Below are 23,252 nucleotides of genomic sequence, written 5' to 3'. Positions count from 1 at the left end.
AGTGCTCCCTGCGGCGGGACGTCCTGGAGGGGGTGGTCAGTTCGCCTTCTCCAGCGGTGCCGGCTCGCGGCGCTCGGCGACCTCGGGGTTGCGGTTCTTCAGGACCAGCCAGCCGACGCCGAGCGCGGCGGCCCAGCCGGCCATGACGTACAGGCAGACCCGGGAGTCGCCGTCGTACGCGATCAGGCAGGTGACGAAGAGGAGGAAGGCGATCGCGATCCAGCTGCACTTCGCGCCGCCGGGGGCCGGGAAGGCGGAGGCCGGCAGGCGGCCCGCGTCGACCGCGCGGCGGTAGAGGACGTGGCTGATCAGGATCATCAGCCAGGTCCAGATGCCGGCCGCGGTGGCGACGGAGGTGACGTAGCCGAACGCCTTCTCCGGGACGACGTAGTTGAGGATCACGCCGATGCCCATGAAGAGGACCGAGACGGTGATGCCGAGCGCCGGGGTCTTCGACGCGGACAGCTTGCGGAAAACGGCCGGGGCCTCGCCGCTGTCGGCCAGGTTCCGCAGCATGCGGCCCGTGGAGTACATGCCGGAGTTGCAGGAGGACAGCGCGGCGGTGAGGACGACGAAGTTGACGATGCCGGCGCCGGCCGGGATGCCGATCTTCGCGAAGGCGGCCACGAAGGGGCTGACGCCCGGGGCGAACTCCGTCCACTTCACGACGCAGAGGATCACCGTGAGCGCGCCGACGTAGAAGAGGGCGATGCGCCAGGGGAGGGTGTTGATCGCCTTGGGGAGGGTCTTCTCCGGGTTCTCCGACTCGCCGGCGGTGACGCCGACCAGCTCGACCGCGAGGTAGGCGAACATGACGCCCTGAAGGGTCATCAGGGAGGAGCCGACGCCCTTGGGGAAGAAGCCGTCGAACTGGTAGAGGTTCGCGACCGAGGCGGTGTCACCGGCAGCGCTGAAACCGAAGGTGAGGACGCCGAGACCGATCACGATCATGCCGATCAGGGCGGTGACCTTGACCATGGAGAACCAGAACTCCAGCTCTCCGAAGACCTTAACCGAGATCAGGTTGACCCCGAAGAGGATCACCAGGAAGACCAGCGCGGTCACCCACTGCGGGACCGACGGGAACCAGTAGTTCACGTAGATCGCGGCGGCCGTCAGTTCGGCCATGCCGGTGACGACCCACATCAGCCAGTACGTCCAGCCGGTGAAGTAGCCGAAGAACGGGCCGAGGAACTCGCGGGAGTACTCGGCGAAGGAGCCGGAGACCGGACGGTAGAGCAGCAGCTCGCCGAGGGCCCGCATGATGAAGAAGATGATGCCGCCGGCGAGGGCGTACATCAGGATGAGGCTGGGTCCCGCCTTGGCGATGTTCGCCCCGGCGCCCAGGAAGAGCCCGACGCCGATGGCGCCGCCGATGGCGATCATCTGGACCTGGCGGCTGCCGAGCCCGCGCTCGTACCCCTCTTCGGAGGCTTCGGAGGTCCCGGAGGACTTCTCCGACGTGTCGACCTGAGCGGAGGTCATGTGTGGTGTGCGCCTTTCTCCATGCCGACCCGGGCCTCTCGTCGGCCTCGGATCGGGTTTCGATCCCCCCGGATTGCTGGAGCGGTGCCTGACCGGTGGTTGCCGGTTCGGTGGCGCACCCGGACGTACACATGGGTGGTGTTCGCCGGGCGGTCGTGAAGATTTATCACGGCCGCAACACTGATCACCGGGTTCCGCCGAGAGGGATTGTGGCGCACACCACTGGAAGAAGCGGACAAAGTTGGGCCGAAAAGGTCATACCAGGCCGCAACGGTGACGGGATCGTTATCCGGATTTGAGCGTCCTCTGAGCGAACGCGAAACCGGGACGGATTACGGCATAAGGGTTGCGACCAGGGTCTCCTGGAGGCCGCCGAGCCACAGGTACGCCATCACCATCGGCTTGCGCGGGTCCTCGTCCGGGAGCCGGTAGAGCAGGTCGGTGTCGTCCTCGTCGGTGATGTCGAGGCGGGAGCCGATCGCCAGGCGCAGGTCGGTGAGGGCGCCGAGCCACTGCCGGGACTCCTCGGGCGTCAGCTTGAGGACCGCGTCGCCCTTCTCCTCCGGGACGAGGGCGTCGAGGGAGCGGATCACCGCGAGGGCGGTCTCCCGCTTGCCGGCCCTGAGGTCGTTCTCGGTGTAGCGGCGGAACTCGGCGGAGTGGGCCTGCCGCTCCTCGGCCTCCTCGGGGGACTGCGGGAGCCGCTCCGGGTCGCAGTAGGCGTCCGGGAAGAGCCGGCGCAGCACCGGGTCGGCGGGCGCCTCGCTCGGACCCTCGGCGAACAGTTCGGCGAGCGGGTCGTCGGGGGCGTCCTCGGCGGGGCCGGGGCCGATGAGTTCCAGGAGCTGGACGGCCAGCGACCGGATGATGGAGATCTCGACGTCGTCGAGCGCGACGGCCGCGCCGCCGCCGGGGAGCGGTTCGAAGATTCCTGGCATGGAGGGGATTCGCTGCTTCCGGAGCTGATCGAGGAGCTGATCGGGGGCCGGCCGAGGGCCGATCGGGGGTGTGGCTACTTCCGGTCCTGCTGGAGGGTCGCCCACAGGCCGTAGCCGTGCATCGCCTGCACGTCGCGTTCCATCTCCTCGCGACTGCCGCTGGAGACGACCGCCCGGCCCTTGTGGTGGACGTCCAGCATGAGCTTGGTGGCCTTGTCCTTGGGATAGCCGAAGTACGTCTGGAAGACGTACGTCACGTAGCTCATGAGGTTCACCGGGTCGTTGTGCACGAGCGTGATCCACGGGACGTCCGGCTCGGGGACGGCGAAGGCCTCCTCCGCCGACTCGGTGCGTTCGATCTCTACGGGAGCGGGTGACGTCACAAGGCCCATGCTGCCACGGGCCCCTTAAATCGTCACACTGACGCGAAGGGGTGTAGCATCTTGCGCCATGAACACTGCGGACCTTGGGCTGCCGGTGGACGTCCCGTCGACGGCGCTCTTCACGGACCAGTACGAGCTGACGATGCTGCAGGCCGCCCTGAAGGCGGGTACGGCCGAGCGGCGGAGCGTCTTCGAGGTCTTCACCCGGCGGCTGCCCGACGGGCGCCGCTACGGCGTCGTGGGGGGCACCGGACGCGTCCTGGACGCGGTGGAGAACTTCCGCTTCGACGCCGACGTCCTCCGCTTCCTTCAGGAGCGGAACATCGTCGACGGGCCGACCCTGGAGTGGCTCGCCGGCTACCGCTTCAGCGGCGACATCTGGGGCTACCCCGAGGGCGAGGTCTACTTCCCGGGCTCGCCGATCATGCGGGTGGAGGGCTCCTTCGCGGAGTGCGTGCTCCTGGAGACCGTGATCCTCTCCGTCCTCAACCACGACTCCGCGATCGCGGCCGCCGCCTCCCGCATGTCCTCGGCCGCCGGGGACCGCCCGCTGATCGAGATGGGCGCCCGCCGCACCCACGAACTGGCCGCCGTCGCCGCCTCCCGCGCCGCCTACGTCGGCGGTTTCGCCACCACCTCCGACCTCGCCGCCGGCTTCCGCTACGGCATCCCCACCGTCGGCACCTCCGCCCACGCCTTCACCCTGCTCCACGACCACGAGCGGGACGCCTTCCGCGCCCAGGTCGACTCGCTCGGCCGGGGGACCACCCTGCTGGTCGACACCTACGACGTCGCCGAGGCGGTCCGTACGGCCGTGGAGGTGGCCGGGCCCGAGCTGGGCGCCGTCCGCATCGACTCCGGCGACCTGCTGCTGGTCGCCCACCGGGTCCGCCAGCAGCTGGACGAGCTCGGCGCCCGGGACACGAGGATCATCGTCACCTCCGACCTCGACGAGTACGCCATCGCCTCCCTGGCCGCCGCCCCCGTGGACGCGTACGGCGTCGGCACCCAGCTGGTGACCGGTTCCGGGCACCCCACCTGCTCGATGGTCTACAAGCTCGTCGCCCGTGCCGAGTCCGCCGACCCGAAGGCACCGCTGGTGCCGGTGGCGAAGAAGTCGACGGGCGGCAAGACGTCCGTCGGCGGCCGCAAGTGGGCGGCGCGGCGGCTGGACGCCGACGGGGTGGCGGAAGCCGAGGTCGTCGGCACCGGCGAGGTCCCGGCCGCCCTGGTCGACCGGCAGCTCCTGGTCGAACTGGTGAAGTCCGGCGAGGTCGTCGCCCGCGAGCCCCTGGACGCGCCCCGCACCCGGCACGCGGCGGCCCGCGCGAATCTGCCGCTCTCCGCGACGCAGCTGTCGCGCGGGGAACCGGTCATTCCGACGGAGTACGTGCAGGGGCGCTCGGGTAGCTAGAGCGAGTGCCCGCGTACGCGCCCCGCAAAGCCCCCTCCCCTACGCCCCCGTAAGTCTCTACGCTCATAGGTTCAGGCCGGGCCCGCACCCCTTCTTTCCGCGTCTCTCCCGTCGACGGACCCGATATCGAATGCGAAGGACACCGACCATGCGCCGCGCCTTGATCGTCGTCGATGTGCAGAACGACTTCTGCGAGGGAGGCAGCCTCGCGGTGGCCGGGGGCTCCGACGTGGCCGCCGCGATCACGGAGCTGATCGGGCAGGCGCCCGCCGGCTACCGCCACGTGGTGGCGACCCGCGACCACCACATCGCGCCGGGCGGCCACTTCGCCGACAACCCCGACTACGTCCGCAGCTGGCCGGCGCACTGTGTCGCCGGCACCGAGGGGGTGGGCTTCCATCCGAACTTCGCCCCGGCGGTCGCCTCCGGGGCGGTGGACGCGGTGTTCAGCAAGGGGGCGTACGCCGCGGCCTACAGCGGCTTCGAGGGCGTCGACGAGAACGGCGTCAAGCTGGCGGAGTGGCTGCGGGCCCGCAAGATCGACGAGGTGGACGTGGTGGGCATCGCCACGGACCACTGCGTGCGGGCCACCGCCCTGGACGCCGCGAGGGAGGGCTTCCGCACCCAGGTCCTCCTCGACCTCACGGCCGGCGTGGCAGAGGCGACGACGGAACGCGCCCTGGAGGAGCTGCGCGAAGCAGGCGTGGAACTGACCGGCAAGCCGGTGGTCTGAGGGTCACCCGCGCTGAGCCCGCTGCACCCTGAGCTCGCCGCGCCCTGAGGTCGGTGCGGTTTGCGGTCGCTGCGCTTCGGGGTCGCCGATCCCTATGGATCGCCTGCACTCTTCGTCGGCCGGTCACATCCATTCCCGCCGCAACGGCGATCAGCCACGCCGGCGGATTCCGGCGGTGCCGGACCGGCCGGTGGGCACCTGCGGGCCGGTGGGGGCTGGCCGCGCAGTTCCCCGCGCCCCTGGGTGGGCTGCTCAGCCCGGCAACGATCCATCGCCTCGCCGGTCGCGCCCACGCGGCGGAGCCGCATATCGATACAGCCCCGCGCTCCTGGGTCGGCTGCACAGCCCGGCGCTGGTCGGCTACGCCGGTGTCGGTCTGCGGAGGAGGGATCTGATCGGTCTCCAGAGTTCCAGCGCCGTGACACCGTTGTCAGGGGCAGTTCGCCATATCAGGCCGTCGGGGTGGTGGAGGACGGCCGTGATCTCGTCCGGGGTCGGTGGGGCGGCGTTGCCCCGCAGGTAGACCGCTCGCATGCCCAGGTTGCGTAGCCTGGTCAGGGCCCGGGCGCGGTTGTGGGCGTGGACCAGTACCCGGACGGCGGACGAGCCGTCCGCGGTGGCGGGGCTGGGCAGGTTCAGCGCCACCACCACCATGCCGTTCGGCAGCTTGCAGAACCCTCCTGCGGCCATGCGGTCACACCCCCGTGCGTGTCGGTGTCAATAAGAAAGCCACAGGAGGCACCTAAACACGAGCGGCGGCGACCCGCCAAGGGGGTCGCCGCCGATACATGTCTGACCTGCGGAAATGCGAATTACTTCACCGCGGGGCCGACCTGGAGGGAGATCGTCGAGCCGTCCCGGGCCTCCGAGACGATGTTGATCTTCGTGTTGGTGTCAGTGATCTTGACGCCGGCGGCCGGGTTCGAGGCGTCGTAGTAGTCGCTCTTGTGGTCGTTGAAGACCGACACCCCGGAGGACTGCCTGATCTTGGTCGCCACGTCCGCCTTGTGGAGGGTGATGCCGTCGCTCGCGTAGAGGCTGAACGGCGAGTCGTAGGCCTGGATGCGGTTGCGCATCAGCGTGCCGTCGGACCACTTCAGAGGCGTCGGGTGCGAGTCGATCGGGAGGATGAGACCGGTGCCGGGGTGGACGCTGGTGTTGTCGTCCGCCTCGGAGGTGTCCCACTTCCAGATCAACAGGCCGTTCTGGTACGGGTAGTGCTCCACCCAGTCCGGACGGGTCGTGGAGAAGCCGTAGTTGTACGGGCCGACCTTGAGGGTCTTGTCGTACGACACGTACTGGCGGTTCTCCGCGATGTAGTACTGCGCGTAGTCCTTGGTGAAGGACGCGCCGATGCGGGAGAAGCCGGAGGCGGTCCAAGCGGCGTCCGCCGACTCGGCGTTGTCGGCGAAGACCGTCGAGCCGTCCGCGGTCAGGGTGATCTCGTCGGCCGCGAAGCCCTTCAGGGCGACCCCGCCGTCGGTCTGGTAGCGGAAGCGCAGCTGGATCTTCTGGCCCGCGTAGGCGTCCAGCGGGTACGACAGCTTGGTGTACGCGTCGGCCGAACCGGTGAGCGCCGGCTTGTCGCTGCCGTCGCGCGGGAGGGCAGCGCCGTTCACCGTGCCGTCCAGGGCGGTCCAGTTGGCGCCGCCGTCGGTGGAGACCTCGGTGTAGAGGTAGTCGTAGCCCGACTCGATGTCGTACCAGCCGTCCAGGTTCAGCGTGGCGGACGACTTGCCGGTCAGGTCGACCTCACGGGTCAGCGTGTTCTTGAGGTTGTCGCCGCTGCCGCTCCACCACTGGGTCGACCCCTCGGCCGGGGTGACCACGGTGGTGGCGACCGCCTTGTCGGGGAGGGAGACCACCAGGGCCTGCTTGTTCTCGGTGTTGTACTCGGCGACGCCCAGCTTGGTGCTGGACTTCGTGCCCGCCTTGGCCACGCCGTAGTTGAGCCAGCCGAGCTGGAGCTTGTCCCAGGCGTTCATGTCGCCCGGCAGGTCGCCGATGGCCTCCTTGCCGGTGCCCAGCCAGGAGCCGGAGGACATCAGGGTCCAGAAACCGGTGGAGTTCTCGCCGCCGTTGGTGTCGTACTCGTCCGGCAGGCCGAGGTCGTGGCCGTACTCGTGGGCGTAGACGCCGAGTCCGCCGTTCTCCGGCTGCATGGTGTAGTCGCCGACCCAGATGCCGGTGTCGCCGACCTGGGTGCCGCCGAGCTTGTTGTCGGCGGGGCCGGTGGCGCCGGCGTCGGTGCCGAAGGCGTACCAGCGGTGCGCCCAGATCGCGTCGGTGCCCTGGGCGCCGCCGCCCGCGGACTCGTCCTCGCCGGCGTGCACGATCTGGAAGTGGTCGACGTAGCCGTCGGGCTCGTTGAAGTTGCCGTCGCCGTCGTAGTCGTAGCGGTCCCACTGGTCGTACTGGGCGAGGTCCGCCTTGATCGCGGCGTCGGACTCGCCGGCCGCCTTCTGGTCGGCGACCCAGGCGTTCAGGCCGTCGCGCACCAGGTTCCAGACGCTGGAGCAGGTGGTCGAGCCGCAGGCGTTGTTGCCGTAACGGGCCTCGTTGTAGGGGACCTTGACCCAGTCGGTGACCTCACCGTCGACCGAGTAGCGGCCCGAGGACTGCTTCTCGTAGTACTTCTTCAGCGACTCGGTGTTCTTGCCGGTGCCGAAGTAGAGGTCCTGGAAGTGGGCCTGGTTGTAGTCCGCCTGCCACGCCGTGGAGTTGTCCTTGGTGCGGTCCGGCTGGGCTATCTGGTTGTGCAGCGGACCGGCCGTGCCGTTGTACCGCGGGTCCGTCTGGTCGCCGAACTCGACGAGGATCGTGAAGATCTTGTCTGTCTTCTCGCGGCCGAGTTCGACGTACTTGCTGTCGCCCTCCTTGCCCTTGAGCTGGACGACCTTCGAACCGTCGCGCTCCTTGACCTGGGCCTTGCCGGATATGACCTGGTCGAGGGCCTCCTGGCGCTGGGCCTCCTGGGTCTTGCTCAGGGGGCCGTCGAGGTCGTGCTCCTCCTGCTTCGTCGACGGGTCGTGCCGGTCGACGGTGCTGGTGGTCGCCGCCGAAGCCGCGGCCTCCGCGACCGCGAAGGTGGCGAAGCCCACGGAGGCGGTCGCGAGCGTCACGCCGACGGCGAGCGCTCTGAACGTCCAGGGTCTGCTGGTCACTTGAGTTCCTCCCCTGCGCCGCGCGCACGGCAAGGGGGACCGGGTCATGGTTGGGGGTCCGTGCGCGCACGTTCAACGCGTCGATTCAAGTGACGATATTTGACTACTGGTTTACGAGAAAAGACAGACCTTGACTCGGACAGTTCAACTGCACTATGCGGAGCGGAAGTTCGCTTTACGGACGCCGGGACGCGACGGTACCCCCGAAGGGCCTCGCCCAACCGGCGCGCATATGCCTCCGGTTGCCGTATGCCATGCGACCGTGCGCCCCCTGTGCACCGGTACCGTGGGTTAGGTCACGCTTACCGGCCGTTCCACTCGGGCATGCACGCGAATAGAGTCGAACGGTGGAACGCCCGGAAGCCGGTGGAAACCAAGGCCGGTTCCCCGTCTCACCCCCATATCTCCCGAGGACACGATTGCCATGCCTCGTCCGACCCCGGCACAGCTCGTCTACGGTTCGTGCACCGTGATCTGCTCGACGCTCGCCATGCTGCTGCTGTCACAGACGAGTTCGGGCATCGGGATCGCGGTCATCGCGCTCGCCGCGCTCGGTCTGGGACTGCTGGTCGCCATGACGATCCCGCTCCCCCGGCCGCGCACGGTCGCACAGTCCGAGCCCGTCCCTGTCGCACTGCCCGAGGTGCGGGTCCCCCTACGGCGGGAGACCGTGGCCGCCGCCACGGCCGAGCCCGTCCGGGAGCCCACCGCACCCTGACGTACGCACACCAGTGAAGTCGGCGGGTCCGTGAGACTGACGGACCCGCCGACTGCTTGTGCGCCCCCCTGCACCGGCCCCGCTACGTGTTCGTACTGACCACGACCGTCTTCGCGGCCTTGTCGTGCAGCCCCTGTTTGTACGGCTTGTCGAAGAAGCTCCAGCCGCCGCAGATCACCGTCCAGATGCAGGCGCAGCAGAAGGCGAACGGCACCCACAGCACCAGGGCGCGCAGCAGCGAGGTCTGGGCGGTGGGCGTGGCGCCGTCGGCCAGGTTGGCGACCCGCATGCCGAGCCACTTCATGCCGAGGGTCTGCCCGGACTTGGCGATCAGCAGGGTGTCGTAGGCGACGAACAGGACCGCGGCCACGAGCGACTGTACGAAGGACCGGCCGGCCGAGATCTTGTCGCCGTTCATCTGGTACTCGCTCACCCCGAACGCCCAGGTGAGCAACACGACCACGATTCCCACCAGGATCATGTCGATGATCCGCGCGAGGGTGCGCTTGGCGCTGTCGGCGAGCGGCGGCATCCCGGCGAGGGGATCGTCGGGGTAGCCGCCGGTTCCGCCACCGCCTCCGTAGGGGCCACCACCTCCGTGGGGGCCGCCGCCGCCCGCGCCGTAGGGGCCGCCGCCGTAGGAGGGCGGCGGGGGCTGCGAGCCGCCGTACGGGGTGTCGTACGGCGAGCCCGGCCCCTGGCCCTCGCTCTGGCCCGGCGGGGGCTGCTTCCGGAACGGATCGTCCTCCGGCTGCTCTCCGGAGCCGGGGGGCGGGGGCGGTTCGGTGCTCATGGCCCGAGTGGACCGCGAACCCGCCGGGCCCGCATCCGGCGAGCGGCCGTACGGAGTACGACGGCCCGTCAGCCGGCGACGAAGGTGTGCGCCGCCTTGTCGTGCCAGCACTGGTGCCAGGGCCGGTCGAACAGGCACCAGGCGACGCCGACGATCCCGATGCCGAGCAGTCCGGGCACGGTGTACACCAGCCAGCGGCGCAGCGCGGCGCCGAAGGCGGGCGGCTCGTGGCCCTCGATGTCCCGTACCTCCAGGCCGAACAGCTTCTTGCCGAGCGTGCGGCCCCACTTGGCGGTGGGCAGCACCTCGTAGAGGACGCCGACGAGGAGCAGGACGGCGAGCACGATCCCGAGGTACAGGCCGGTGGTGCCGTCCAGCAGCCAGACGGTCTCGGTACGGCCGGAGAGCTTGGCCGCGTCGATCTTGTCCTGCACGTGGGCGGCGGCCTTGGTCCCGAACGGTACGGCGGCGGCCGCGGTCACCGCGCCGACGACCAGGCTGTCGACGAGCCGTGCGGCGAACCGCTTGCCGAGCCCGGCGGGCCGGGCCGCCGCCTGCCGCCGCGCGGCCGCCTGGAAGACGTCCTCCACCGGCGGCTTCCAGGGGGCGACCTGCGGGTCACCGGCGAGCTGGTGCACCTGCTGCGCCCAGGAGGACTGCCCGCCGCCGGCACCGGAGGCCATGGGGGTGGCCGAGGAGGCGGGAGCCATCGGGGACCGGGGCGCGGCGGACTGCTGCGGGGGAACGGCGGGAGCGACGGCCTGCGGGGCGGCGGCCTGCGGGTCCGGCTGTGCCTGGGCCGCGGCGGCGCGGGCGGCGGCCGCCTTTCCGGCGCCGAAACCGGGGCGCGCGCTGCCGCCGGCGCCGGGGGCACCGACCGGCCCCTGGGCACCGAAACCTGCCGCGCCACCGGGGCTGCCCGCCACACCGGACCCGGGGCCGGGCGTGCCCTCGCCCCGGATCGGCCGGAACGTCATCGTGCCGTCGTCCATGGGCGGCTGGGCGGGCGGCGGGGTCCCCGCCGGGCCGACCGTCGGCCTGCGGAAGATGAACGTGCCGCCGGAGTCGACGTCCCCCTGGTCCGCCGGCGGGATCGTCGCCGTGCCGTCGGTGCGGGAGGACCGGCCGTCCGGCTGGGCCGGGGAGCCCGCCGCCCGGGGGTCGGTGCCCCAGGCGCCCCCGCCGTCCCCCCAGCCGGAGGCGCCGCCCGGCTGCGGGTCCTCGTCGAAGAAATGCGGGCCGGTCTCCTCGACCGCCGAGGCCGCCGGTGCCGCCGGGGCGGCCGGGGCCGCGGGGTGGGAGCCGGGCGGCGCGACGAGGGGTTCGCCGTCGGACGGGGCCGGGCGGCTGGTGCCCGGCACCCACGCGGCGCCGTTCCAGTAACGGACGTAGCCGGGGATGGACGGGTCCGGGTAGTAGCCCTCGCGGGGCCGTTCGTCACCGGGTGCCGGGGTTGGGGCGGTCATGTCCGTCATCCCGTATCTGCTCGGGGGTCATGTGGGAGCCTCCACATCTATCAGACCCGGGTGCCCGCCACCGCCAGTCCCGCAGGACCCGCCCCTTTCCGGGCAGCCCTGTGCACCCCCTTCACCGCATCGGAAAAAAACTTCCCGGAACCCGCGTAATGCTCGCGGCCCCAGCCTCTCTCCACTCGTACGGGCCCACCCGCAGGCGCCCGTACGACTGACCGAGAGAGGAACCGAACGTCATGCATCACACCATGGTGGAGCGCGAACTGGAGCTGCGGCTCATCCTGTCCCCCGAGCGGAGCATCCCGGTCCCGGCCCGGCTGACCTACCGCTCCGACGACCCGTACGCCGTCCACGTCAGCTTCCACATCAACTCCGAGTTCCCGGTCCACTGGACCTTCGCCCGCGACCTGCTGGTGGAGGGGGTGTTCCGGCCGTGCGGGCACGGGGACGTGCGGGTGTGGCCGACCAAGTCGGAGGGCCGCAGCGTCGTGCTGATGGCGCTGAGTTCACCCGACGGTGACGCCCTGCTCGAAGCACCGGTCCCCCAGGTGTCCGCCTGGCTGGAGCGGACGCTGCGGGTGGTGCCCCCGGGTACCGAGGGCAGGCAGCTGGGGATCGACGAGGCGCTCGACCAGCTGCTCGCCCAGTGAGGGCCCCGCCGCATGGAGGCCGCGGGGGATCAGAACAGCTTGCCCGGATTGAGGATGCCCAGCGGGTCGAAGACGTTCTTCACGGCCCGCTGCATCTCCACGCCCACCGGCCCGATCTCGCGGGCCAGCCACTCCTTCTTCAGGACGCCGACGCCGTGTTCGCCGGTGATGGTGCCGCCGAGTTCCAGGCCGAGGCCCATGATCTCGTCGAAGGACTCGCGGGCCCGGCGGCACTCGTCGGAGTCCTGTGCGTCGAAGCAGACCGTGGGATGGGTGTTGCCGTCGCCCGCGTGTGCGACGACCCCGATGGTCAGCCCGTGCTTCTCCGCGATGCGCTCGACGCCCTCGATCATGTCGCCGAGCCGGGAGCGGGGCACGCACACGTCGTCGATCATCGTCGTGCCCTTGACGGCCTCCAGGGCGACGAGCGAGGACCGGCGGGCCTGGAGCAGGAGTTCGGACTCGGCGGCGTCGTCGGCGGGGACCACCTGGGTGGCGCCCGCGGCCTCGCAGAGCTCACCGACGGCGGCCAGGTCGGCGGCGGGGTCCGGGGTGTCGAAGGCGGCGAGGAGCAGCGCCTCGGTGGACTCCGGCAGACCCATCCGGGTGAGTTCGTTGACCGCCTTCACGGTCGTGCGGTCCATCAGTTCGAGCAGGGACGGCACATGACCGCCCGCCATGATCCGGCACACCGCCTCGCAGGCGGCGGCCGCGGAAGCGAACTCGGCGGCCAGCACCAGCTGCTGCGGCGGCTTGGGCTTCAGCGCGAGCACGGCCCGTACGACGATGCCGAGCGAGCCCTCGGAGCCGACGAAGAGGCGGGTGAGGTCGTACCCCGCGACACCCTTCGCCGTACGGCGCCCGGTGGACATCAGCCGCCCGTCCGCGAGGACGACGTCCAGACCGAGCACGTACTCGGCCGTGACCCCGTACTTCACGCAGCACAGGCCGCCCGAGGCGGTGCCGATGTTGCCGCCGATCGTGCACATCTCCCAGCTGGAGGGGTCCGGCGGGTAGTAGAGGCCGTGTTCCTCGACCGCGCGGGAGAGGGTGGCGTTGATGACGCCCGGCTCGACGACCGCGATGCGGTCCACCGGCGAGATCTCGAGAACGCGGTCCATCTTCGTCAGGGACAGCACGATGCAGCCGTCGGTGGCGTTGGCCGCGCCGGACAGGCCGGTGCGGGCGCCCTGCGGGACGACCGGGACGCGCAGCTCGGTGGCGACGCGCATGACGTGCTGGACGTGCTCGACGGTGCGGGGCAGCACTACGACGGCCGGGACACCGGCCGGGCAGAAGCTCGCCATGTCGTTGGCGTAGGAGGCGGTCACGTCGGGGTCGACGAGGACCGCGTCGGCCGGCAGACCCGCGAGGAGCCGGTCGGTGAGGTTGCTGGTGGCCTCGTCCCGAGGCGCTTCGATACGGCTCATGATCACAGCGTCGCACCCGGGGCCATCGGTGTGAACCCCACAGGTGCCGTCCTTGGGCCGCACGGATGTGGTGGTCGTATTGACGCACAGTGTGCGTCATGTGCGCGCTGGATAACCGACCGTCCCCACCAGCCACCTCGCTGCTCCCCGAACCGGCGCCGCCGCGCCGCCGCCGTGGCCGGGTGCTGCGGCGGCTGCTGGTCGTGGGGCTGGCGGGCGGGGTGGCGGCGGGCGGCACGCTGATGCTGTGGCCGCGCGAGCCGCACCGGGCCGCGCCGGGCCGCGCCGGGCCACAGGCCCAGGCGGCCGCGCAGGCGGCGGCACTCGCCGCGGCGCAGACGGCCGTCGTCAACGGCCTGCCCGCCGCGCTGCCCGACCTCACGAAGCTCATCGGCGCCCGCGAGGCGCGGGTACGGGCGCAGCCGAAGGACGCGAAGGCCTGGGCGGTGCTCGGGGCCGCGTACGTCGAGCGGGCGCGCCTGACCGCCGACACCGGCGACTACCCCCGGGCCGAGCGCGCGCTGCAGACCTCCCTCAAGGCGGCCGGCAAGAACAACACCGAGGCGCTGAGCGGACTGGCGGGCCTGGCCGTGGCGCGCCGGGACTTCCCGCAGGCCAAGCAGTTCGGCGAGGAGGCGCTGAAGGCGGCGCCGAAGCGCTGGTCGGCGTATCCGGTGCTGATCGACGCGTACAACGGGGTCGGCGACTACAAGGCGGCCCGGTCCGCGCTGGACAAGCTGATGGCGCTGAAGGTCGGTGCGGACGTGAAGCCGGCGGTGAAGGCGCGGGCCTCGGCGGTGTACCGGGACCGGGGCTGGCGCGAGGACGCGGTGGCCCAGGTGACCGACGCGGCGGCGGCCGCCCGGACCCCCGCCGAGCAGGCCGCGTATCTCTGCCAGGCCGGGCAGCTGGCCTGGGAACGGGGTGACCGTGAGGACGCGCTGCGGCACTTCACGGCGGCCGTACGCCTCGACCCCGAGCAGTCGGCCGCGCGGGCCGGGCAGGGGCGGGTGCTGGCCGCGCTGGGCCGGACGCAGGAGGCGCTGACCGCTTACCAGGGGGCGCTCGCGCACCGGCCGACTCCCCAGGTGGCCCTGGAACTGGCCGAGTTGTACGAGTCGCTGGGGATGGGTCGGCAGGCGGAGTCGCAGTACGGGCTGCTGCGGACGCAGGTGCGGCGGGAGCTGGAGGCCGGGGTCGACGACGATCTGGTGATCGGGCAGTACGAGACGGACCACGGGGACGTCCAGGAGGCGGTGCGGCGGCTGACGGCCGAGTGGGAGCGCCAGCCCGGCATCGAGGTCGCGGACGCCCTGGGGTGGGCGCTGCACCGGGCCGGCGACGACAAGGAGGCGCTGCGGTACGCCTCGGTCGCGACGGACTCGACGAAGGGCGGCGGGGTCCGCAGCGCGCTGTACGCCTTCCACCGGGGCATGATCGAACGCGACCTGGACCTCGAAGCACCGGCCCGCCGCCACCTCCAGGACGCCCTGCGGACCAACCCCTACTTCTCACCGCTCCAGGCCCCGGCGGCCCGCGCCACCCTCACCGCCCTCGGCAACCAGCCACCGAACGAGGAACTGCCGCAGTAGGCCGGGGGCGGGGCCGACCGGGCACCGCCGGGAGGAGCCGCCGTGGCTGAGCGCCGCCGTGGCTGAGCGCCGTCGCGACGGAAAGAACAGGAGGACCGGCGTGCCCGGCCGCAGGGGCCGGGGCGGGGCGTCGGGCGGTGGGTCACAGGTTGCCGCGGCGGTCCTGTTCTCGTTCGATCGCTTCGAAGAGGGCCTTGAAGTTGCCCTTGCCGAAGCCCATCGAGCCGTGGCGTTCGATGATCTCGAAGAAGACCGTCGGGCGGTCCTGGACCGGCTTGGTGAAGATCTGGAGCAGGTAGCCGTCCTCGTCGCGGTCGGCGAGGATCCTCAGCTCGCGCAGGGTGTCCAGCGGGACGCGGGTGTCGCCTACCCACTCGCCGAGGGTGTCGTAATAGGTGTCCGGGGTGCTCAGGAACTCGACGCCGGCCGCGCGCATGGTCCGTACCGTCTCGACGATGTCGTTCGTGTTGAGCGCGATGTGCTGGACGCCCGCCCCGCCGTAGAACTCCAGGTACTCGTCGATCTGGGACTTCTTCTTGGCGACGGCGGGCTCGTTGATCGGGAACTTGACCTTGAGGGTGCCGTCGGCGACCACCTTCGACATCAGCGCGCTGTACTCGGTGGCGATGTCGTCGCCCACGAACTCCTTCATGTTCGTGAAGCCCATGACCCTGTTGTAGAAGCCGACCCACTCGTTCATCCGGCCGAGTTCGACGTTGCCGACGCAGTGGTCGACGGCCTGGAAGGTGCGCCGGGAGGGCGGTGCGACGATCGGGGACGCGGCGACGAACCCCGGGAGGTACGGGCCGTCGTAGCCGGTCCGCTCCACGAGGGTGTGCCGGGTCTCGCCGTACGTGGCGATCGCCGCCAGCACCACCGTGCCGTGCTCGTCCTTCAGCTCGTACGGCTCGGCCACCGACCGCGCGCCGTGCTCGACCGCGTATTCGTACGCGGCGCGCGCGTCCGGGACCTCGATGGCGAGGTCGACGACCCCGTCGCCGTGCTCGGCCACATGGCGGGACAGGAAGTGGCCCCACTCGGTGTCCGGCCTGATGACGGAGGTGAGGACGAACCGGGCCGAGCCGTTCTCCAGGACGTAGCTCGCGGTCTCGCGGCTGCCGTTCTCCGGTCCGGAGTACGCGACCAGCCGCATGCCGAAGGCGGTGGAGTAGTAGTGCGCCGCCTGTTTGGCGTTGCCCACGGCGAAGACGACCGCGTCCATTCCCCTGACCGGGAAGGGGTCGTCCTGCCGGGCGGTCGCAACGGGAGTGTGGTGTGTGGTCTGCGTCATGTCCGAAGGGTGAACCCGGCACACAAGGTGCGCAATAGATACCGTTTCTACTGGGCAATATGCTCAGCACTACGGCCGTATCGGCGGACTTTCTGTACAGGATGACCATCCGGAGGCGGGTATGGCGATCGATCGTCTGGACGGGCGGATCCTGGTGCTGCTGGCCCGGGAGCCGCGCATCGGGGTCCTGGAGATGTCCCGTCGGCTGGGCGTGGCCCGGGGGACCGTGCAGGCGCGTCTCGACCGGCTTCAGTCGAACGGAGTGATCCAGGGATTCGGCCCCCAGGTGGATCCGGCGGCCCTCGGCTACCCGGTCACCGCGTTCGCCACCCTGCAGATCCGGCAGGGCCAGGGTCCGGACGTGCGAGCGCACTTGGCGACCGTGCCGGAGGTGCTGGAGCTGCACACCACCACCGGCACCGGCGACATGCAGTGCCGTCTGGTGGCCCGCTCCAACGCCGATCTCCAGCGGGTGATCGACCGGGTCGTCGGGTTCGAGGGCATCGTCCGGGCCTCCACGGCGATCGTGATGGAGAACCCCGTGCCGCTGCGGATCATCCCGCTGGTGGAACAGGCCGCGGCGGACAGCGAAGGGACGACCTGACCGGCACGCGAGTTCCAAAGAAGTCGATGCAAAAGAGGTGTTGCAAAGGAGCCTTTGCATAGCTATCTTTGTACACATGACGGAGCACGAGGAACGCAAACCGCGCCGGCTGGACGCCCGCTCCCTGCGGGGGCTCGCCCATCCGCTGCGGATGCAGCTGCTGGACGCCCTGCGGCAGCACGGTCCCGCCACCGCGTCCCAACTGGCCGAGCGGCTGGGCGAGTCCAGCGGCGCGACCAGCTACCACCTGCGCCAGCTCGCCGAGCACGGCTTCGTCGAGGACGCCCCGGAGCGCGGCAAGGGCCGGGAGCGGTGGTGGCAGGCGGCGGACCAGGGCATCACCTACGACAGCGCGGACTTCGAGGACGCGAGTCCCGAGATACGGGGACTGACGGAGGTCTTCCTGCAGGAGGCCGCCGCACGTCACGCCCGCGAGCTGGCCGCCTGGCTCGGCACCCGTGACCAGTGGTCCCAGGCCTGGACCCGCTCCTCCGACATGAGCGACATGGGTCTGCGACTCACCCCCGAACTCGCCCTCGAACTGATCGAGAAGATGCACGCCCTGGTCGACGGCTACCGGGACCGGGTCCCCGACAAGGACACGCCGGAGTCGGAACAAGTACGCATCCACATGCACCTCTTCCCCCTCAAGACGGACTGAGAGGCACACCATGTACACGCAGGCCCAGCTCGCCCGGCACCACATGACGGAACTGCACACCCAGGCGGAGAACCACCGGCTGGCGAAGGAGGCCAAGCCCGAGCGGGAACTCCGCCAGCGCATCGGCTGGACCCTGGTGGAGGTAGGCCTGCGCCTGGCATCTCCGGCCCCGGCAATCGCCCGGTAAGGGACACCACTCAGCGCCCCGTAGGCTCAGCGCCCCGTAAGGGGCGCGGGGAACTGCGCGAGCAACCCCCACCGGCCGGCAGCCGACCACCCACCTCCCCCCACTCACCCGCACCCGAAACTCAACAGCTGGGGACCTTCTCCCCCTTCTCCAACGCCACCAGATCGGACACGGCCCCCTTCAGCGTCGTCACCGGCACCAGCCGCAACCCCTTCGGCAACTCCCCCTTGGCATCGGCGCACTCGTCCTTCGGCACCAGAAAGACGGTCGCCCCGTCCCTGCGCGCGGCCTGCGTCTTCAGCCCGACCCCGCCCACGGCCCCCACCGTGCCGTCCGCTGCGATGGTCCCCGTACCGGCGATGTTCTTCCCCCCGGTGAGGTCTCCCCCGCTGCCGTTCCCGTCCAGCTTGTCGACGATGCCGAGCGAGAACAGCAACCCCGCGCTCGGCCCGCCCACATCCGCCAGCTTCAGGGTCACCTTGACCTTGCTCGCGCTCAGGTCGAGGTACTTCAGCGCGGCCTGGGCCGCCGCGTCCTGCGACTGCTCCATCTGCTCGGTGTTGTGCTGCTCGATCTCCTTGACGTCGTTGCCGCTCGGGTAGACCGAGTCGCGCGGCATGACGGCACGGTCCGTCCGGAACCAGCTGCCGATCACGTCGCCGAGTGAGACCCGCGCGTCCGGCCCGGTCGCCTCGATCGTCGTCATCCGCAACTGCCCGCTGGTCGTGCGTACGGGCGCCCCGGAGACGGTGATCACCGGGGTGCCCTTGTTGTCGCCGAGCACGTTGGCCGTCATCCCGGGCTGGGCCACCGAGAACGGCAACGGCGCGAAGACGGCCGTACCGATCAGAGCCACGACGGGAACCGCGCAGACGGCGATGACCTGGAGACGCGTGAGACGTGAGAGCACGGAGTCAATCTAACGCGGTGACCTGTTCGGGCCACCGCCCCGACCCCGCTCAGCGCAGCGCTTCCGCGACCTCCCGGGCCGCGTCCATGACCCGTGCCCCCACCCGTTCCGGCACGGCGTCGGCCAGCATCACGACCCCGACGCTGCCCTCGACGCCGGTGACCCCGAGCAGCGGCGCCGCGGCCCCGCTCGCCCCGGCCTCCAGTTCGCCGTGGGTCAGCGTGTACCCGGGGTCGTCCCGCGACTTGTGCCGTGCGGCCAGGATCGCCTTGCCGGCGGCCCCGCGGTCCAACGGGTGCCGGAATCCGGCCCGGTAGGCCACGTGATAGTCGGTCCAGGTCGGCTCGACGACCGCGACGGCGAGCGCCTCGGTCCCGTCGACCAGGGTCAGATGAGCCGTCGCCCCTATGTCCTCGGCGAGCGAACGCAGCGCCGGCAGGGCGGCTTCCCGTACAAGGGGATGCACCTGCCGACCGAGGCGCAGCACGCCCAGCCCGACCCGGGCTCGCCCGCCCAGGTCACGCCGTACCAGCGCATGCTGCTCAAGCGTGGCGAGCAACCGGTACACCACGGTCCGGTTCACGCCCAGTTTGTTGGAAAGCTCGGTGACGGTCAGCCCGTGGTCCGTGTCGGCCAGCAGTTTGAGGACGCGCAGTCCCCGGTCGAGCGTCTGAGAGGTCTCCGCGGTCACGACGCCCACTCCTTAAGTGGTGAGGTCGGCAACCTCCGACGCGGCGGATGCGTCGCCGAGTCCCGTCAGCGACGCGCTTCAGAGGCCGCCGATCGGCAGGACGGCCCGGCGGCTCCGGGCCCAGTCGCTTCACGGCTGCGCTCCGCGGCGGCGCTGCCACGGGGCGTGTGCGTAGCCGGACAGTAGCGAAGGGGGTTCGCTGAGCGGAAGCCTCCGTCCAGAATCCGGTCACGTACCGGTATGGACTACTGCGGATTAGGCCGGTATGTACACAGCGATGTACGCAGCGCCCTCGCAACAGCGCCCCAAAGGGGCGCGGGGCTGTGTCCATATGCGGCTCCGCCGCGCGGGCGCGAGCACCCCCCCTCAGCCGCACCCGACCGACTACCGCATCCGGGTAGCCCACTCCTGCACCTTGGCGATCCGCTGCCGCAACTGCCCCGCCGTGGCCTCCGCGCTCGGCGGCCCGCCGCACACCCTCCGCAGCTCCGTATGAATCACCCCGTGCGGCTTCCCGCTCTGATGCACATACGCGCTGACCATCGTGTTCAGCTGCTTGCGCAGCTCCATCATCTCCTTGTGGGAGACCACGGGCCGCCGCTCCGCGGGCAGTTCCAGCAGGTCGGCCTCGTCGTCCGGCTTCTTGCGGCTGTGCGCGATCTGCCGGGCCTGCCGCTTCTGCAACAGCAGCTGCACCTGGTCGGGTTCGAGGAGCCCCGGGATGCCCAGGTAGTCCTGCTCCTCCTCGCTCCCCGGGTGGGCCTGCATGCCGAACTCGGCACCGTCGTAGAGCACCCGGTCGAAGACGGCCTCGGACTCCAGCGCCTCGAAGGCGAACTGCTCCTGCTCGCCGGTGTCCTCGTCCTGCTCCTTGTTCGCCTCCTCCATCTCCTTCTCGGACTCGGCGTACGGGTCCTCCTCGCCGTCCTTCTTGGGCTTGTCGAGGGCGTGGTCGCGCTCGACCTCCATCTCGTTGGCGAAGGTCAGCAGATCGGGCACGGTCGGCAGGAACACCGACGCGGTCTCGCCGCGCCGCCGGGACCGCACGAACCGCCCGACGGCCTGGGCGAAGAAGAGGGGCGTCGAGATGGTCGTGGCGTAGACCCCCACCGCCAGCCGGGGCACGTCGACGCCCTCGGACACCATCCGGACCGCGACCATCCACCGGTCGTCGCTGCCGCTGAAGTCGTCGATCCGCTTGGACGCGCCGGTGTCGTCGGAGAGGACCAGGGTCGCCTTCGTCCCCGTGATCTCGCGGATGAGCTTGGCGTAGGCGCGGGCCGATTCCTGGTCGGAGGCGATGACGAGGGCACCCGCGTCGGGGATGCCCTTGCGCACCTCGGTCAGCCGCTGGTCGGCCGCGCGCAGCACCGCCGGCATCCACTCACCGCGCGGATCGAGCGCCGTACGCCAGGCCTGGCTGACGGCGTCCTTGGTCATCGGCTCACCGAGCCGCGCGGCGATCTCGTCGCCGGCCTTCGTCCGCCAGCGCATGTTGCCGCTGTAGGAGAGGAAGATGACGGGCCGCACGACGTGGTCGGCGAGCGCGTTGCCGTACCCGTAGGTGTAGTCGGCGGCGGAGCGCCGGATCCCGTCCTGCCCCTCCTCGTACGTCACGAAGGGAATGGGGTTGGTGTCGGACCGGAACGGCGTGCCGGTCAGGGCCAGCCGCCGGGTCGCCGGCTCGAACGCCTCCAGGCAGGCCTCACCCCAGGACTTGGAGTCGCCGGCGTGGTGGATCTCGTCGAGGATGACGAGCGTCTTGCGCTGCTCGGACCTGTTGCGGTGCAGCATCGGCCGCACACCGACACCGGCGTACGTCACGGCGACCCCGTCGTACTCCCGGCTGAGCGGTCCGGCGCTGTACTCGGGATCGAGCTTGATCCCTATCCTTGCCGCGGCCTCCGCCCACTGCTTCTTCAGGTGCTCGGTGGGGGCGACGACGGTGACCTGCTGCACGACATGGTGGTGCAGCAGCCAGGACGCGAGCGTCAGCGCGAACGTCGTCTTCCCGGCGCCGGGCGTGGCCACGGCCAGGAAGTCGCGCGGCTGCTCCTGGACGTACTTCTCCATGGCCCCCTGCTGCCAGGCACGCAGCTTGCTGGCGGTACCCCAGGGCGCCCGGCCCGGGAAGGCCGGCGAAAGGTGGTGGGAGGACTGGGAAGCAGAGGCGGCGGTGGTAGTCACGGTCTCCGTAGTAAGGGGGTCGGGCGGCAGTAAGGGGGTTGGGGGCTACGTATGACAACCGGGCCACCCTACCGGCGCCCCGTGACCGTCAAGGCGCGGACAAGGCCGGGTCACCCCCGGGTGGGACTCACGTCACAGATCACGAAGCCGGGTCGCCACCCAGGCCCCGGCGAGGGCCATGCCCGCCATCGGCAGGAACACGGCGACGAAGGCCGCCGGATGGGAACCGGAGCCGGCCGCCCCCGTCATGCTGCCGCCGCCGAGGGACGCGAAGGCCGCGCCGGTCGCGGCGAGCAGGACGACGTCCGAGAGGGCGTCGGAGATCTGGAGGGCGGCGGAGTTGGCGCCGGCCTCCTCCGGGGCGGAGAGCCGGAGCATCAGCACGCTGGCCGAGGCGATCACCAGGCCCATCCCGAAACAGCCGAAGGCCCAGGCGACGGCGACGATCCACACCGGCACGCCGGCCACCAGCACAGCCGGCACGGTGGCGATCGCCGCGGCGACCAGCACCATCCCCAGGGTCATCAGCCGCTCCCGGTACGGCTCCATGCGCGGCCGCGCCTGTACCCACGAGCCCACCGCCCAGGTCACCCCGCCCGCGGCCAGCGAGAATCCGGCGAGGGTGGGTGACAGCCCCCGCTGGGTCACGAGCATCAACGGCACGAAGGACTCGGCGGAGATGAAGGTGCCGGCCGCGACACCGCGCAGCAGGACCACCGACGGCAGGCCCCGGGCCGCCCGCCAGGTGCCGCGCGGCAGCAGCCCGAGCACCGCGGGCACCAGCAGCGCACCACCGAGCAGCCCCGGTATCACCGCCACCCACCGCAGGTCCTGGGCCGCGTACTGCAGCAGCCCCGCGCCGAGTGAAATACCGAAGGCAAGCCGGATCCGCCGCCGGTCGAAGGCTCCCTGCCCGCCTTCCGTCACGGGTCCGCCGGCCCGGCGCCGTATCTGCGGCAGGGCGAGTGCCACCGGGAAGACCACGAGCACCGGGATCCCGAGGAACACCCACCGCCACCCGAGCTGCTCGGTCACGGCCCCGGCGGCCAGCGGCCCGACGACGGACGGCACCACCCAGCCCGCGGCGAACGCGGCGATGATCGCGGGCCGCAACCGCTCCGGGTAGGCCCGTCCCACGACGACGTACAACGCGACGATGACCAGCCCGCCACCGAACCCCTGCACGGCCCGCCCCGCGATGAACACCCACATGGCCTGGGCAGTCCCGGCGACGACAAGCCCGGCGGCAAAGGCCCCGATCCCGGTCGTCAGCGCCCCGAGCGGCCCCTTCCGGTCCGACCACTGCCCGGACAGCACCATCCCGAACAGGCTGGTCGTGAAGTACCCGGAGAAGGCGAACGCGTACAGCGACACCCCGTCCAGTTCCCGGGCCGCCACGGGCATCGCCGTCCCGACGGCCGTCGCCTCGAACGCGATCAGCAGCACGACGGACACGATCCCGACACTCAGCGCCCGATACGGCCGCCCCAGCACACCACCCGCATCGGCTCTGTCAGCGGTCTCGTCTGCGACGACGGCGTCGCTCGGCTCAAGGGCGGTCATGCTGACCACGGTAAGGCCCAAAGCCCACCCTGGCCCCTGTCGCAAGCCCCGTCACGCCTCCGACCTTGGTCGTACACCCCCGGTCCCCCGGTTCATGAACGCCGTATGGCAGTCCCGTTGCAGCCCCGCCCGTCCCCTTGAGCCCCTCCCCCACACCCCCGTACCTTCTAACCACCGACACGGCCGTGTGCCCGAGTGGTTTAGGGACTCGCCTGCAAAGCGAGTTACGTGGGTTCGATTCCCGCCACGGCCTCTACTGCCTTGACCAGGCAAAACGACAGGGCGACACCTCAGACGGGGTCGCCCTGTCGGTCGTCCGTCTCAGTTCCCGTCTCAGTTGCCCCCCACCAGTACCGCGTCGGCTCACCCAGCAGCTCCAGCGTTGA

The 23,252-nt window shown here is 70.8% G+C and carries 21 protein-coding genes and 1 tRNA gene; 9 read left to right on the top strand and 13 right to left on the bottom strand.

What is annotated here, in order from left to right:
* Positions 1–36 precede the first annotated feature (36 nt).
* The 3 genes from KVT45_RS06050 to clpS all read right to left on the bottom strand — a co-directional run bounded on the left by KVT45_RS06050 (position 37) and on the right by clpS (position 2,815).
* The gene (locus KVT45_RS06050; RefSeq protein WP_217545444.1) at positions 37–1,485 is read right to left on the bottom strand and encodes an amino acid permease; all 1,449 of its coding nucleotides are present in this window, start codon (positions 1,483–1,485) and stop codon (positions 37–39) included.
* A gap of 332 nt (positions 1,486–1,817) precedes the next feature.
* Positions 1,818–2,423, bottom strand: a complete 606-nt coding sequence (locus tag KVT45_RS06045; protein WP_217545443.1) for a DUF2017 domain-containing protein — start codon at positions 2,421–2,423, stop codon at positions 1,818–1,820.
* A gap of 74 nt (positions 2,424–2,497) precedes the next feature.
* Positions 2,498–2,815 carry an ATP-dependent Clp protease adapter ClpS gene (gene clpS / locus KVT45_RS06040; RefSeq protein WP_217545442.1) on the bottom strand — a complete coding sequence of 106 codons (318 nt, stop codon included), beginning with the start codon at positions 2,813–2,815 and terminating at the stop codon, positions 2,498–2,500.
* A gap of 58 nt (positions 2,816–2,873) precedes the next feature.
* Here clpS and KVT45_RS06035 point away from each other — a divergent pair, with 58 nt between their 5' ends.
* Together KVT45_RS06035 and KVT45_RS06030 are read left to right on the top strand one after the other, a co-directional pair.
* On the top strand, positions 2,874–4,220 hold the full coding sequence (locus KVT45_RS06035) for a nicotinate phosphoribosyltransferase (RefSeq protein WP_217545441.1): 1,347 nt from the start codon (positions 2,874–2,876) through the stop codon (positions 4,218–4,220).
* Positions 4,221–4,368: 148 nt separating this feature from the next.
* Positions 4,369–4,953, top strand: coding sequence for a nicotinamidase (locus KVT45_RS06030; protein ID WP_089106660.1), 585 nt, complete (start codon positions 4,369–4,371; stop codon positions 4,951–4,953).
* 360 nt (positions 4,954–5,313) lie between these two features.
* Here the strand turns inward: KVT45_RS06030 and KVT45_RS06025 are convergent, their stop codons facing one another.
* Together KVT45_RS06025 and KVT45_RS06020 are read right to left on the bottom strand one after the other, a co-directional pair.
* The gene (locus tag KVT45_RS06025; RefSeq protein ID WP_217545440.1) at positions 5,314–5,643 is read right to left on the bottom strand and encodes a hypothetical protein; all 330 of its coding nucleotides are present in this window, start codon (positions 5,641–5,643) and stop codon (positions 5,314–5,316) included.
* Between the two features lie 122 nt (positions 5,644–5,765).
* Positions 5,766–8,117, bottom strand: coding sequence for an immune inhibitor A domain-containing protein (locus tag KVT45_RS06020; RefSeq protein ID WP_217545439.1), 2,352 nt, complete (start codon positions 8,115–8,117; stop codon positions 5,766–5,768).
* A gap of 424 nt (positions 8,118–8,541) precedes the next feature.
* Between KVT45_RS06020 and KVT45_RS06015 the strand changes: the two genes are divergently transcribed.
* Complete coding sequence (locus KVT45_RS06015; RefSeq protein ID WP_217545438.1) at positions 8,542–8,835, top strand: hypothetical protein; 294 nt, start codon at positions 8,542–8,544, stop codon at positions 8,833–8,835.
* An 82-nt stretch (positions 8,836–8,917) separates the two neighbouring features.
* On the opposite strand, the gene KVT45_RS06010 is transcribed toward KVT45_RS06015, so the two are convergent.
* Together KVT45_RS06010 and KVT45_RS06005 are read right to left on the bottom strand one after the other, a co-directional pair.
* Entirely contained in the window at positions 8,918–9,628 is a 711-nt protein-coding gene (locus KVT45_RS06010) for an RDD family protein (RefSeq protein WP_217545437.1), read from the bottom strand.
* A 68-nt stretch (positions 9,629–9,696) separates the two neighbouring features.
* Positions 9,697–11,094 carry an RDD family protein gene (locus KVT45_RS06005; protein ID WP_217545436.1) on the bottom strand — a complete coding sequence of 466 codons (1,398 nt, stop codon included), beginning with the start codon at positions 11,092–11,094 and terminating at the stop codon, positions 9,697–9,699.
* Between the two features lie 242 nt (positions 11,095–11,336).
* On the opposite strand from KVT45_RS06005, the gene KVT45_RS06000 reads away from it, so the two are divergent.
* Positions 11,337–11,750 (top strand): SsgA family sporulation/cell division regulator, encoded by a 414-nt coding sequence (locus KVT45_RS06000; RefSeq protein ID WP_217545435.1) that lies wholly within the window; start codon positions 11,337–11,339, stop codon positions 11,748–11,750.
* A gap of 29 nt (positions 11,751–11,779) precedes the next feature.
* Here KVT45_RS06000 and KVT45_RS05995 read toward each other — a convergent pair whose 3' ends face one another.
* A complete protein-coding gene (locus KVT45_RS05995) occupies positions 11,780–13,186 on the bottom strand; it encodes an FAD-binding oxidoreductase (RefSeq protein WP_217545434.1) in 1,407 nt (468 codons plus the stop codon).
* A 92-nt stretch (positions 13,187–13,278) separates the two neighbouring features.
* On the opposite strand from KVT45_RS05995, the gene KVT45_RS05990 reads away from it, so the two are divergent.
* Positions 13,279–14,772: a tetratricopeptide repeat protein gene (locus tag KVT45_RS05990; protein ID WP_217545433.1), complete on the top strand. Its 1,494-nt coding sequence runs from the start codon at positions 13,279–13,281 to the stop codon at positions 14,770–14,772.
* A gap of 142 nt (positions 14,773–14,914) precedes the next feature.
* Here KVT45_RS05990 and hppD read toward each other — a convergent pair whose 3' ends face one another.
* Positions 14,915–16,063, bottom strand: coding sequence for a 4-hydroxyphenylpyruvate dioxygenase (hppD, locus tag KVT45_RS05985; protein WP_217545432.1), 1,149 nt, complete (start codon positions 16,061–16,063; stop codon positions 14,915–14,917).
* Between the two features lie 121 nt (positions 16,064–16,184).
* Here hppD and KVT45_RS05980 point away from each other — a divergent pair, with 121 nt between their 5' ends.
* The 3 genes from KVT45_RS05980 to KVT45_RS05970 all read left to right on the top strand — a co-directional run bounded on the left by KVT45_RS05980 (position 16,185) and on the right by KVT45_RS05970 (position 17,515).
* On the top strand, positions 16,185–16,667 hold the full coding sequence (locus tag KVT45_RS05980; protein ID WP_217545431.1) for an Lrp/AsnC family transcriptional regulator: 483 nt from the start codon (positions 16,185–16,187) through the stop codon (positions 16,665–16,667).
* Between the two features lie 76 nt (positions 16,668–16,743).
* Positions 16,744–17,328, top strand: coding sequence for a transcriptional regulator (locus KVT45_RS05975; protein ID WP_217545430.1), 585 nt, complete (start codon positions 16,744–16,746; stop codon positions 17,326–17,328).
* A 10-nt stretch (positions 17,329–17,338) separates the two neighbouring features.
* Entirely contained in the window at positions 17,339–17,515 is a 177-nt protein-coding gene (locus tag KVT45_RS05970) for a hypothetical protein (RefSeq protein ID WP_217545429.1), read from the top strand.
* Between the two features lie 121 nt (positions 17,516–17,636).
* On the opposite strand, the gene KVT45_RS05965 is transcribed toward KVT45_RS05970, so the two are convergent.
* The 4 genes from KVT45_RS05965 to KVT45_RS05950 all read right to left on the bottom strand — a co-directional run bounded on the left by KVT45_RS05965 (position 17,637) and on the right by KVT45_RS05950 (position 22,866).
* Positions 17,637–18,425, bottom strand: a complete 789-nt coding sequence (locus tag KVT45_RS05965; RefSeq protein ID WP_217545428.1) for a S16 family serine protease — start codon at positions 18,423–18,425, stop codon at positions 17,637–17,639.
* A gap of 49 nt (positions 18,426–18,474) precedes the next feature.
* Entirely contained in the window at positions 18,475–19,116 is a 642-nt protein-coding gene (locus KVT45_RS05960) for an IclR family transcriptional regulator (protein WP_217545427.1), read from the bottom strand.
* A gap of 384 nt (positions 19,117–19,500) precedes the next feature.
* The gene (locus tag KVT45_RS05955; protein ID WP_217545426.1) at positions 19,501–21,303 is read right to left on the bottom strand and encodes a DEAD/DEAH box helicase; all 1,803 of its coding nucleotides are present in this window, start codon (positions 21,301–21,303) and stop codon (positions 19,501–19,503) included.
* Positions 21,304–21,435: 132 nt separating this feature from the next.
* Positions 21,436–22,866, bottom strand: coding sequence for an MFS transporter (locus tag KVT45_RS05950; protein ID WP_217545425.1), 1,431 nt, complete (start codon positions 22,864–22,866; stop codon positions 21,436–21,438).
* Positions 22,867–23,047: 181 nt separating this feature from the next.
* Here KVT45_RS05950 and KVT45_RS05945 point away from each other — a divergent pair.
* Positions 23,048–23,119: transfer RNA gene (locus tag KVT45_RS05945), tRNA-Cys, on the top strand.
* Positions 23,120–23,252 lie beyond the last annotated feature (133 nt).

It is taken from the genome of Streptomyces sp. GbtcB6 (genome assembly GCF_019091475.1).
Classification (GTDB): domain Bacteria; phylum Actinomycetota; class Actinomycetes; order Streptomycetales; family Streptomycetaceae; genus Streptomyces; species Streptomyces hyaluromycini.
Note: the sequence above shows the minus strand (reverse complement) of the source record. Positions and strands in the feature narration are given on the sequence as shown.

Excerpts from the sequence above, each read along its gene's own strand:
- KVT45_RS06050 (WP_217545444.1), bottom strand. The coding sequence starts at position 1,485 with ATGACCTCCGCTCAGGTCGACACGTCGGAGAAGTCCTCCGGGACCTCC.
- KVT45_RS06045 (WP_217545443.1), bottom strand. The coding sequence starts at position 2,423 with ATGCCAGGAATCTTCGAACCGCTCCCCGGCGGCGGCGCGGCCGTCGCG.
- clpS (WP_217545442.1), bottom strand. The coding sequence starts at position 2,815 with ATGGGCCTTGTGACGTCACCCGCTCCCGTAGAGATCGAACGCACCGAG.
- KVT45_RS06035 (WP_217545441.1), top strand. The coding sequence starts at position 2,874 with ATGAACACTGCGGACCTTGGGCTGCCGGTGGACGTCCCGTCGACGGCG.
- KVT45_RS06030 (WP_089106660.1), top strand. The coding sequence starts at position 4,369 with ATGCGCCGCGCCTTGATCGTCGTCGATGTGCAGAACGACTTCTGCGAG.
- KVT45_RS06025 (WP_217545440.1), bottom strand. The coding sequence starts at position 5,643 with ATGGCCGCAGGAGGGTTCTGCAAGCTGCCGAACGGCATGGTGGTGGTG.
- KVT45_RS06015 (WP_217545438.1), top strand. The coding sequence starts at position 8,542 with ATGCCTCGTCCGACCCCGGCACAGCTCGTCTACGGTTCGTGCACCGTG.
- KVT45_RS06010 (WP_217545437.1), bottom strand. The coding sequence starts at position 9,628 with ATGAGCACCGAACCGCCCCCGCCCCCCGGCTCCGGAGAGCAGCCGGAG.
- KVT45_RS06005 (WP_217545436.1), bottom strand. The coding sequence starts at position 11,094 with ATGACCGCCCCAACCCCGGCACCCGGTGACGAACGGCCCCGCGAGGGC.
- KVT45_RS06000 (WP_217545435.1), top strand. The coding sequence starts at position 11,337 with ATGCATCACACCATGGTGGAGCGCGAACTGGAGCTGCGGCTCATCCTG.
- KVT45_RS05990 (WP_217545433.1), top strand. The coding sequence starts at position 13,279 with ATGTGCGCGCTGGATAACCGACCGTCCCCACCAGCCACCTCGCTGCTC.
- hppD (WP_217545432.1), bottom strand. The coding sequence starts at position 16,063 with ATGACGCAGACCACACACCACACTCCCGTTGCGACCGCCCGGCAGGAC.
- KVT45_RS05980 (WP_217545431.1), top strand. The coding sequence starts at position 16,185 with ATGGCGATCGATCGTCTGGACGGGCGGATCCTGGTGCTGCTGGCCCGG.
- KVT45_RS05975 (WP_217545430.1), top strand. The coding sequence starts at position 16,744 with ATGACGGAGCACGAGGAACGCAAACCGCGCCGGCTGGACGCCCGCTCC.
- KVT45_RS05970 (WP_217545429.1), top strand. The coding sequence starts at position 17,339 with ATGTACACGCAGGCCCAGCTCGCCCGGCACCACATGACGGAACTGCAC.
- KVT45_RS05950 (WP_217545425.1), bottom strand. The coding sequence starts at position 22,866 with ATGACCGCCCTTGAGCCGAGCGACGCCGTCGTCGCAGACGAGACCGCT.